The following is a 10,600-nucleotide window of genomic DNA, read 5'->3' as shown; positions in this document are numbered from 1 at the left end:
CGTCGTCCAGGCCGATCTCCTGCGCGCCGAGCAGACCGCCGAACACCTCGGCGACCGCCTGCTCCACCGGCGAACTCGGCGCGCGGAATGCGGCCGTGCTCGCGAATTCCGGTGCGGGCAAAGCCGTCCGGTCCAGCTTGCCGTTGGGGGTCAGCGGCAGCGCGTCGAGCACGACCAGCGCGTCCGGCACCATGTAGCCGGTCAGGAATTCGCCTACCTGGCCACGCAATTCGAGCGGATCGAGCTGCGCGCCGGTATCGGGTACGACGTAGCCGATGAGCCGATCGCCCGCGTGCTCGTCCGCGCGCACCAGCACCACCGCCTGGCTCACGCCGGGGCAGCGCAGCAGCGCCGACTCGATCTCGCCGAGCTCGATGCGGAAGCCGCGCAACTGCACCTGCTGGTCGCCGCGGCCCGCGTACTCGAGCGTCGCCTGGCCGCCGAAGCCGACCCAGCGGCCGATATCGCCGGTGCGGTACATCCGGGATCCCGGCGCACCGAACGGGTTCGCGACGAACCTGCTCGCGGCCAACCCGGGACGGCCGAGGTAACCGCGGGACAGCTGCGCGCCCGCGACATAGATCTCGCCCGCGACACCCACCGGTGCCGGGTGCGTCCGATCGTCGAGCACATACGCGTCCAGTCCGGGCAGGGCGCGGCCGATGACGCTGGCCGCGTTGTCGGCCATCTGCTCGTCCAGCGACAGGAACGACACGTGCACCGTCGTCTCGGTGATGCCGTACATGTTGACCAGCCACGGCGCGTCCACCGCATGGCGCTCGTACCAGCGCTGCAACTGGCGCAGGTCCAGCGCCTCACCGCCGAACACCACGTAGCGCAGCGCGAACTTCGCCTGCTCGCCCGGCTGCGCGGCGCGGTCGGCCTCGGCGAGCTGGTAGAACGCCGACGGAGTCTGGTTGAGCACGGTGACCTGCTCGCGAATCAGCAACTCGCGGAACAGTTCCGGCGACCGGGAGGTCAGGTAGTCGACCACGACCACGGTGCCGCCGTTGGCCAGCGCACACCACAGCTCCCAGACCGAGAAGTCGAAGGCGAACGAATGGAACAGCGTCCACACGTCGGTCTCGTCGAACTCGAACATCATCTGCGTGTTCGCGAACAGCTGCACCACATTGCGGTGCGCGACACCGACGCCCTTGGGCACACCCGTCGAACCCGAGGTGTAGATGACGTAGGCCAGGTTGTCCGGCCGCAGCGGCGCGAGCCGCTCGCCGTCGCGCACCGGCGCGTCGGCGAACTCGCCGGTCTCCTCCAGCAGGATGACCGGAATATCGCCCGCGGGAATGGATTCCAGCTCGCTCGCGGTGGTCAGGATGCACGCCGGAGCGGCATCGCCCAGCATGAATTCCAGGCGCTGCGTCGGATAGGTCGTATCGATCGGCAGGTAACCCGCGCCGGCGACGAGCACGCCGAGCAGCGCGACCGGCAACTCCTCGGTACGCGGAACGGCAACGGCCACCAGCGATTCCGGGCCCGCGCCGCGCGCGATCAGGGCCCGCGCGACCCGGTTGGCCCGGCGCTGCAGTTCACCGAAGGTAAGCGTGGTGTCGCCGAAACGGATCGCGCCAGCGTCCGCGCGCCTGCGAGCCTGCGCACCGATGAGGTCGACCAGCGTCACCTCGGGCACCGCGACGCCGGGGCTGTTCCATTCGTGCAGCACCAGTTCGCGCTCGCCCGGGGCGAGCACATCGATATCGCCGACCGTCACCGTGGCGTCGCGCGCGACCGCGGCCAGGATCCGGCCGAAGCGGTCGGCGAAGTCCTGCACGGTCGCCTCGTCGAACAGGTCGGTGGCGTAGGTGAACGCCGCCGACATGCCCTCCGGCGCACCGTGCCGGTCGATCCGCTCGACCAGTGCGAGTTGCAGGTCGAACTTGGCGAGCGGCATCGCGAGCTCGACCGCCGAGACCGAGAGGCCGGGCAGCTCCAGCTCGGTGCGCGCCAGGTTCTGGAAGGTCAGCATCACCTGGAACAGCGGATGCCGGGCCGCCGAACGCGCCGGATCCAGCAGTTCCACCAGCCGCTCGAACGGCACGTCGGCGTGCCCGAACGCCTCGACGTCGATCCGGCGCACCTCGCGCAACAGCTCGTCGAAGGTCGCGCCGGAATCGATATCGGTCCGCAGCACAAGAGTATTGACGAACATGCCGATCAGGTCGTCGAGCGCGGCCTCGCCGCGGCCGGCCACCGGCGTACCGACGGCGATGTCCTTGGTGCCGGACAGGCGCGACAGCAGCACCGCCAGCGCCGCGTGCACCACCATGAACAGCGTCGAATTATGGCTGTGCGCAAGGCGGCTCAGCGCGGCGTGCACCGCGCCGTCGATCTCGAAGGCGAGCGTGGCGCCGTGGTTCGACGCCACCGCGGGACGCGGCCGGTCGGCGGGCAGCTCCAACTGCTCGGGCAGCGCGGCCAATTCGGTCCGCCAGTAGGCGATCTGCTTGGCCAGCACCGATTCCGGATCGTCCTCGGCGCCGAGGATCTCGCGCTGCCAGAGCGCGTAGTCGGCGTACTGCACCTCGAGCGCGGGCCACTGCGGCGCGCCGCCGCGAATCCGGTCCAGGTAGGCGGCCATCAGGTCGCGCGTCAGCGGCGCCATCGAGAAGCCGTCGCCCGCGATGTGGTGCACCACGCAGATCAGCACGTGCTCGGTCTCGCCGAGGACGAGCACCCGCACCCGCACCGGCGGCGCGGCGGTCACGTCGAAGCCCGCGGTCACCGCGGCGGCGACCAGTTCCGGCAGCCGGTCCTCGGTGGCCTGCTCGACCACGAATTCCGGAACCGCCTGCGGATCGCCGGCCGGCAGCACCTGCTGGTAGCCCTCGCCGTCGACATCGGGGTACCGCGTGCGCAGCACCTCGTGCCGTTCCGCGAGGTCGCGCACGGCCGCGCGCAACGCGTCGAGATCGAGCCGGCCCGAGAGTCGGACGGCGGCGGGAATGTTGTTGACCGCGCTGGCCGGATCGAACCGGTTCAGGAACCACATCCGCTGCTGCGCATAGGACAGCGGCACCCGCGCCGGGCGCGGGCGGGCGTGCAGCGCCTGTCCGGCGGCCGAACCCGCGTGCCGCTCCACCCGTTCGGCGAGCGCGGCCACGGTGGTCGCCTCGAACAGCAGCTGCACCGGCACCCGCACATTCAGCGCCGACCCGATCCGGGCGGCGGCCTGCGCGGCGAGCAGCGAATTGCCACCGAGTTCGAAGAAGTCGTCGTCGGCGCCCACCCGGCCGTCGTCGCCGGCCAAGAGCAGGGCGGCGAACACGTCGGCGACGATCTCCTCGACCGGCGTGGACGGCGCGCGAAAAGCCTTGGCGGCGAACACGGGTGCCGGCAGCGCCGCGCGGTCCAGCTTGCCGACCGGGGTCAGCGGGATCTCGTCGAGCACCATGATGGCGGCCGGAATCATGTACGCGGCCAGGGATTCCCCGAGGAACTCGGCGAGTTGCCCGGTGTCCACGGCGGTTCCGGCCCGCGGCAGCACGTAGGACACCAGCGCGGTCGCGCCGGAGGGCAGCGTCTTGCCGAGCGTCGCCGCGTAGTCGATGTCCGGGTGCGCGGTGAGCGCGTTGTCGATCTCGCCCAATTCGATTCGGAAGCCACGGATCTTGACCTGGAAGTCCGAGCGGCCCAGGTACTCGATGGCCCCGCCGTCCTCGGCGCGGCGCACCAGGTCGCCGGTGCGGTAGAGCCGCGCACCGGGGTTACCCGTATCGGCGCCGAACGGGCTGGCCACGAAGCGTTCCGCGGTGAGACCCGGGCGGCCGAGGTAGCCCTGGGCCAGCGCGGGCCCGGACAGGTACAGCTCGCCGACCACCCCGGCGGGCACCGGCCGCAGCCGCGAATCCAGCACGAATGCACCGACTCCCGGGATCGCGGTGCCGATGGTGATGAGCTCGTCCGGAGCCAGCTGCGGGGTGCTCGTGGCCAGAATCGTGGCCTCGGTGGGACCGTAGCCGTTGTAGAACTCGCGATCGCCCGCCCAGCGGTTGAGCAGTTCCGGACCGAACTTGTCGCCGGCCACCACGACGACGCGCAGGTCGTCCAGATCGGTCGGATCGACCGACTCCAGTGCGCCCGGCGTGATCAGCATGTGCGTGACCCGTTCGCGCCGAAGCAGATCCGCGAGTTCGTAGCCGCCGAACACCGAGGGCGGCGCGATCACCAGCGTCGCGCCCGCGGAGAACGCGAGCAGCAGTTCCAGCACCGAGACGTCGAAGTTCGGCGAGCACACGTGCAGCACCCGCGAGTCGGCGGTGACGTCGTAGTGCTCGCGCTCGGCGGCCACCAGACCGGCCAGGCCGCTGTGCGTGACCACGACGCCCTTGGGCCGTCCGGTCGAGCCGGAGGTGTAGATGACGTAGGCCGGGTGCCGCTCGTCCAGCGGGCGCACCCGGTCGGTGTAGGAGATCGGGTGCTCGGGTCGGGCCGCGATGCGCGCGGACTGCACCGGGTCGTCCAGCTCGATCCAATAGACGCCGGTGCCGAGCACCGGGCGATGCGCCGAGGTGGTGAGCCCCACCTTGGCCCCGGAGTCGGACAGGATGTGGTTGATCCGGTCGGTCGGGTAGGCAGGATCCACCGGGACGAACGCCGCGCCCGTTTTCGCGATCGCCCACACGGCGACGACCGATTGCAGGCTGCGGGCGATGCCGATGGCGACCACATCGCCCGGTCCGACGCCGCGCTCGATCAGTTCCCTGGCCAATCGCGACGACTGGGCGTCGAGCTGGCCGTAGGTGAGCTGACGGTCGTCGTCGGGCAGGCCCGACGGATTGAACCGGATGGCGACCTCGGTGGCCGCGGATTCGACGGCGGCGGTCAGCAACTGCCCGAACAGCGGGCTGCCCGACCTGCGGCGACGGCTACCACGAGCGGAACGACGGGCAGTTTCCATTCGAGTGCATTCACCTCTCGCGTCGAGCTAGGACCCGGCCCTGCCCATAACAAGGGCGTATCGTCCGGGGCCAGCGCGGTTCCGAGCAATCATATAAGGGACTGATCGGTGTCCACGCGTGCTGTCTTGGATTGATACGGCCCGCCCGGCAGCGGTCCGCGCGCCCCTGGAAGCGCTGTCTTGCCAGATGCCAGGAGTTATATCGGTATCCGACCGGTCTTGTTGCAGGAGTACCCGGATCGGTGAACTAGTTCACAGCCAACCCCGCCGGGTCGCCTGCACCCCGGCCTGGAATCGGGTACTCGCGCCGAGCCGCTCCAGCAGTCGCGCGGTCCGGCGGACCACAGTACGCCGCGACATGCCGAGCCTGCGGGCGATGGTGTCGTCGGTCGCACCGAGACCCATCAGGGTCAGGATCGCGCGGTCGCGTTCGTCGAGGGCCTCCGCCGTCGGGTTCACCGAAATCGGGGCGGCCAGGGACCACAGCACGTCGAACGTTTTGATCAGCAGGTCCAGCGCGGGTGAGCCGGTGATCCGCAAGCCCATGGGGTCCGGGCGACGTTCGTCGACATGCAGCACCAGGCTAGCGCGTTCGTCGTCGCTGATGATGAGTTTGAACGGCGGCTCGGGCAACGTCCGCGCCTGTGCCCCACTGGCATTGGTGGACAGCGCGTGCCGCAGCCGCTCCGGGTCCTGATAGATGGTGTCCTGGTAGAGCGTTTGGTAGCGGATGCCTTCGCCGAGCCGACTGCGCTTGAGCTGGAACAACTGTCGCTCACGATCGAGATCGCTGAGATAGGGCCCACGCTCGACGACCTTGACGCAGGTGCGCGCGCTGGTCTGCATCTCCTCGAAATCGGCCAGCATTTCCAGCCGTTCGAACACCGGCACCACCGCGCCGTTGCTGCGCGGCGAGCGGCGCACCGAGCGGAACGTCTCGCTGAGCCGCGCTGCGGCCGTGTGCATCTGGTTGATCTGCTGCTGCCGGCGCCGAGCTTCGGCCTCCGACAACGATTCCGGGGCGTGGGCGTCCCAGACCACCGGCTCGCCGTCGGCCGCGGGCACCCGCACGGCCGCGCGCAGCTCGCACAGCACGTCCAGCGAGGCCGCGGCGGAGTCCTCCGAAACGCCTAGATACTGCGCGATATCGGCAAGGTTCGACCGCGGATGATGCACCAGCACGGCGTAGGTGCGGCCGTGCGGCGATCCCGGCTCGAAGATATCGCCCAAGTCACTCACGGCCGCACCTCGCGCACACTCGGCGCCGCCGTGACCGGACGTGCTGCACTCCACGCTCCCTCGCTCACGAATCGAGCCTAATGACCGATTGGGTCTCGTGGGGAACCCTGCCCGGCAATGGCCGGCGGGAGCGCTGGAATATCAAGCCGGACAGCGGAATCAGTGGGCCGAAGGTCCCCACTGCAGCGGCACGCCCTTGGCCGCGAGATACGGCATCGGGTCGATCTTGCTGCCGCCCCGGTCCCAGATCTCCAGGTGCAGATGCGGTCCGGTGGACTGGCCCCGGTTGCCGACGGTGGCGATCACGTCGCCGGCGTTGACCCGCTGGCCCTCGTGCACGAGCATCTCGTTCACGTGGCCGTACACCGCGGTGGTGCCGTCGTCCTGCAGCACGCGCACCCACAGACCGAAACCGGACGCGGGGCCCGCCTCGATCACGGTGCCGTTGCTGACCGAGTGGATCGGCGCGCCGAGATTGTCGGCGAAGTCGAGACCGTAGTGGAATTCACCCCAGCGGCTACCGAATCCGGAGCTGATCGCGCCGGCGACCGGACGGACCGCGGTCTGCGGGGCGGGCGCGACCTGCTGCTGCACGCCCTTGAGGATCTGCTCGGCCTGGGCCAGCGGACCGGCGACCTCCGGCGGCAGGTTCTGCAGGCCGAACGGAGCGGCGGCTATGGGTGCGGCGACCTGACTGGCGACGGGCGCCTCAGGAGCGGGCGCTTCCGGCGCCGGAGCGGCGGCCTTGACCTGCGCGACCGGCAGGATGCCGGTGCCCTTCACCACGATGGGGGCGTCTGCCTCGTCGCCGTCGTGCGCGCCCGGGAGCAGCGGGCTGGCGACCGCGGGGGCGACCTGGCTCACGGTGCCGATCAGGGCGCCCGCGGCGACCGCGACACCGGCGGCGACCTTCACTCGATCGGCCGCGGTCGACTCGGCGCGATGCCGCGTCGGCCGACCCGAAATATCATCGCCGATGAGGCTCATGACGGTAATGGAACTGGGGCCTACCCGGTGGTGCGACACAGCTGCGTCCTTGCGTCCGAAGAACAGTGGTTCAGCGGAGCCGGGCCGGTCGCGGGGCTGCCGGTTCGGTAACGATCCGGTGAAGCTTGCGATGTAACGGTTTGGCATCCGTTGTGACGGGAACTCTACCCCGGCGTGACCATTCCGCAACCTTCTGCGCGAAAGACGCAGGTAAACAACGGGTCGGACGTCCAGTAAGCAACACTGGAGCCGTGATCATCGATGACTTGAACATCCCGATCGTGCTCGCGCCGATGGCCGGCGGCCCTTCGACACCCGAGCTGACCGCCGCCGTCACCCGGGCCGGCGGCTTCGGCTTCCTGGCCGCCGGTTACCTCAGCGCGGCCGACACCGCCGCCCGGATCGCCGCGACCCGATCCGCCACCGACGCCCCCTTCGGCGTGAATCTCTTCGTGCCCGGCCCCGCGACCCCCGCCGCCGAGTTCGCCGACTATCTCACCGAGCTCGCCCGCGACAACGAGGTCGGCACCGCCGAGTACGACACCGATGACTGGGACGCCAAACTCGACCTGCTCGTCGCCGACCCGGTCGCCGCCGTCTCCTGCACCTTCGGCTGCCCCACCGCCGCGGAGATCGCCCGGTTGCACGAGGCGGGCTCGGAGGTCTGGGTGAGCGTGACCTCGCCCGCGGAAGCCGCGATCGCCGTCGACCGCGGTGCGGACGTGCTCGTCGCGCAGGGCGCGGAGGCGGGCGGGCATCGAGCCACCTTCGTCGACCGGGTCGCCGACGACGCCACCGATCCGCTCGGCCTCATCGCGCTGCTGCAACTATTGCGCGCCGCGACCGACCGCCCGATCGTGGCCACCGGCGGCCTGAGCACCGGCGCGGGCATCGCCGCAGCACTCGCCGCGGGCGCGGCCGCCGTGCAACTGGGCACGGCGTTCCTGCGCTGTCCGGAGGCGGGCACCAATCCGGTGCACCGCGCCGCGCTGACGGCGTCGACGCCGACCATGCTCACCCGCGCCTTCACCGGCCGCCGGGCGCGTGGCCTGCGCAACGAGTTCATGGCCGAACACAGTGCGACCGCGCCGGTGGCCTATCCGGAGATCCATTACGCCACGGCGCCTTTGCGCGCGGCGGCGCGGTCGGCGGGCAACCCGGAAAAGGTGAACCTGTGGGCGGGGCAGACCCACACCCTGGCCGCCGAGCTACCGGCCGGCGAACTGGTCCGCGCCCTGGCCGCCGAAACGAAAACCGCACTGAATGCAGCACTTTCACGGCGAATCCAGGATTGTTGACAACGACTTTCGATTAGAATCGAGACGCATCGCATCAGCCATCCATCCTCGCCAGGAGAGCGCTATGTCCCTCGATGTCCCCACCGCACTGCTCGAACGCGCCGAACGCGGCGAAGTCGACGACGCCGATTTCGTCGAATGTGTCCGCAACTCGCTGCCCTACGCCTGGGAAGTCGTCAGCCGGGTCGCCGGCGAACTGCACTCCGGCACAGCCGAATACGCCGACAACGTGGTGCCGCCGCCGGACGAGGTGGCCCGCGGTCAGCTGTTGCGCGCCATGGCCTCCGACGCGATCCGCGGCGGGCTGGAACGGCACTTCGGGGTGAAGCTGGCCTTCCAGAACTGCCACCGGGTGGCGGCTTTCCCGATCGCCGCGGTCGGCGGCGAGACCTACAGCACGTTCATCGGCACCAGGGCCCAGCTGCTCAACCAGAGCCCGGAACTGCGTAACTGCTGATCCGTCCGCACAACAGCCCGGCGCGGCAAGCGATTTCGCCGCACCGGGCTGCTGCGGCGTTCAGGACAGGGTGGTGACCGTCAGGTCGCCGTCGGCGTACTGTGCGCGCAGGCGCTTCTTGTCGAACTTGCCGACGCTGGTCTTGGGCACCTCGGCGATGAACGTCCACCGTTCCGGCAGTTGCCATTTCGCGAACTTGCCGGCCAGGAAGTCACGCAGTTCGTCGGCCTTGACCGCCGCACCCTCGGCCAGCACGATCGCGACCAAGGGCCGCTCGTCCCACTTCTCGTCCGGCACGCCGATCACGGCCGCCTCGGCGACAGCGGGGTGACCCATCACGGCGTTCTCCAGATCGACCGACGAAATCCATTCGCCGCCCGACTTGATCACGTCCTTGGACCGGTCGACCAATGTGAGATAGCCGTCCGGGCCGATCCGGCCGACGTCGCCGGTGCGCAGCCAGCCGTCGTCGAACTTGTCCGGGTCGACCACCGCGCCGTCCGGTGCGTAGTACGAGCCGGTGATCCACGGGCCGCGAACCTCCAACTCGCCCAGCGCCACTCCGTCGTTGGGCAGCACCGTGCCGTCGTCGCCGACCAGCCTGGCCTGCACGCTGGCCGGGAATCGGCCCTGGGTGTAGCGGTACTCCCAGGCCTCGTCGCCGGTCGCGCCGGTCGGCGGGTGCGCGACGCTGCCGAGCGGTGAGGTCTCGGTCATGCCCCAGGCGTGCAGGATCTTCACGCCGTGCTTCTCCTCGAACGCGCGCATCATCGACGGCGGCACGGCCGAGCCGCCGACCACGGCGGTGCGCAGGTGCGTGATGTCCTGCGGGTGCGCGGCGAGGCCGGCCAGCACACCGCCCCAGATGGTCGGCACCGCGGCGGCGAACGTCGGGCGCTGGTCGGCCATCATCTCCAGCAGCGGACCCGGTTGCAGGAAACGGTCGGGCATCAGCACATTCGCGCCCGACATCAGCGCCGCGTAGGGAATGCCCCAGGCGTTGGCGTGGAACAGCGGCACGATGGCCAGCACCGTGTCGTTGCCGGAGAAGCCCATGCCGCTCGGCGAGCACACCTGCATGGCGTGCAGCCAGTTGGAACGATGCGAGTAGACCACGCCCTTCGGGTCGCCGGTGGTGCCCGAGGTGTAACACATCGCGGCGGCGGAGCGTTCGTCGATCACCGGGAAGTCGTAGGTATCCGGTTGTCCGGCAAGGAGTTCGGTGTAGGAGTGCACCTGCACGCCGTCGGGCGCGGCCAGCGTCGACGCGTCGCCGTTCACCACGATGACGTGGCGCACCGTCTTCAGGTTCGGCAGATACTGGGCGAACATCGGCACCAGGGTGCCGTCGACGAGCACCACCTGGTCTTCGGCGTGATTGGCCACGAAGACGAGCTGATCGGGGAACAACCGGATGTTGAGCGCGTGCAGCACGGCCCCCATCGCGGGCGCCGCGATGTAGGCGACCATGTGCTCGTTGTTGTTCCACATGAAGGTGCCGACTCGATCGCCGATGCCGATGCCCAGCCCACGCAGGGCGTTCGCCAGCCGCGCCGCTTCCGCGCCGAGTTCGCGATAGGTCATGGTGCGCACGCCCGTACCGGTCCAGGTGGACACGGTCGAATCGCCGACAAACGTCGATGCGTAGCGCAGCAACGTCGCCAGCGACAAAGGCTCGTCCTGCATAGTGCTCAACATCGGAAC

General features: G+C 69.8%; 6 protein-coding genes. 2 read left to right on the top strand and 4 right to left on the bottom strand.

Features of this window, described 5'->3' with window-relative positions; translation table 11 throughout:
- From TY25_RS17205 to TY25_RS17195, 3 genes are all read right to left on the bottom strand, one after another.
- A partial coding sequence (locus TY25_RS17205; RefSeq protein WP_042257482.1) for a non-ribosomal peptide synthetase occupies nt 1-4,915 on the bottom strand: 4,915 nt, incomplete at its 3' end.
- Nucleotides 4,916-5,167: 252 nt separating this feature from the next.
- Complete coding sequence (locus tag TY25_RS17200) at nt 5,168-6,154, bottom strand: helix-turn-helix domain-containing protein (RefSeq protein WP_014981637.1); 987 nt, start codon at nt 6,152-6,154, stop codon at nt 5,168-5,170.
- Nucleotides 6,155-6,313: 159 nt separating this feature from the next.
- Nucleotides 6,314-7,141: a M23 family metallopeptidase gene (locus tag TY25_RS17195; protein WP_042257454.1), complete on the bottom strand. Its 828-nt coding sequence runs from the start codon at nt 7,139-7,141 to the stop codon at nt 6,314-6,316.
- Nucleotides 7,142-7,392: 251 nt separating this feature from the next.
- Here TY25_RS17195 and TY25_RS17190 point away from each other — a divergent pair, with 251 nt between their 5' ends.
- Together TY25_RS17190 and TY25_RS17185 are read left to right on the top strand one after the other, a co-directional pair.
- Nucleotides 7,393-8,439 carry a nitronate monooxygenase gene (locus tag TY25_RS17190; protein WP_172595738.1) on the top strand — a complete coding sequence of 349 codons (1,047 nt, stop codon included), beginning with the start codon at nt 7,393-7,395 and terminating at the stop codon, nt 8,437-8,439.
- A gap of 64 nt (nt 8,440-8,503) precedes the next feature.
- The gene (locus TY25_RS17185) at nt 8,504-8,896 is read left to right on the top strand and encodes an SCO5389 family protein (protein ID WP_014981634.1); all 393 of its coding nucleotides are present in this window, start codon (nt 8,504-8,506) and stop codon (nt 8,894-8,896) included.
- A 60-nt stretch (nt 8,897-8,956) separates the two neighbouring features.
- Here TY25_RS17185 and TY25_RS17180 read toward each other — a convergent pair whose 3' ends face one another.
- On the bottom strand, nt 8,957-10,594 hold the full coding sequence (locus tag TY25_RS17180) for a long-chain fatty acid--CoA ligase (RefSeq protein ID WP_042257450.1): 1,638 nt from the start codon (nt 10,592-10,594) through the stop codon (nt 8,957-8,959).
- Nucleotides 10,595-10,600: the final 6 nt, after the last annotated feature.

It is taken from the genome of Nocardia brasiliensis NBRC 14402, assembly GCF_000308475.2.
Classification (GTDB): Bacteria; Actinomycetota; Actinomycetes; order Mycobacteriales; family Mycobacteriaceae; genus Nocardia; species Nocardia brasiliensis.
This window is presented reverse-complemented; position numbering and strand designations above follow the sequence as displayed.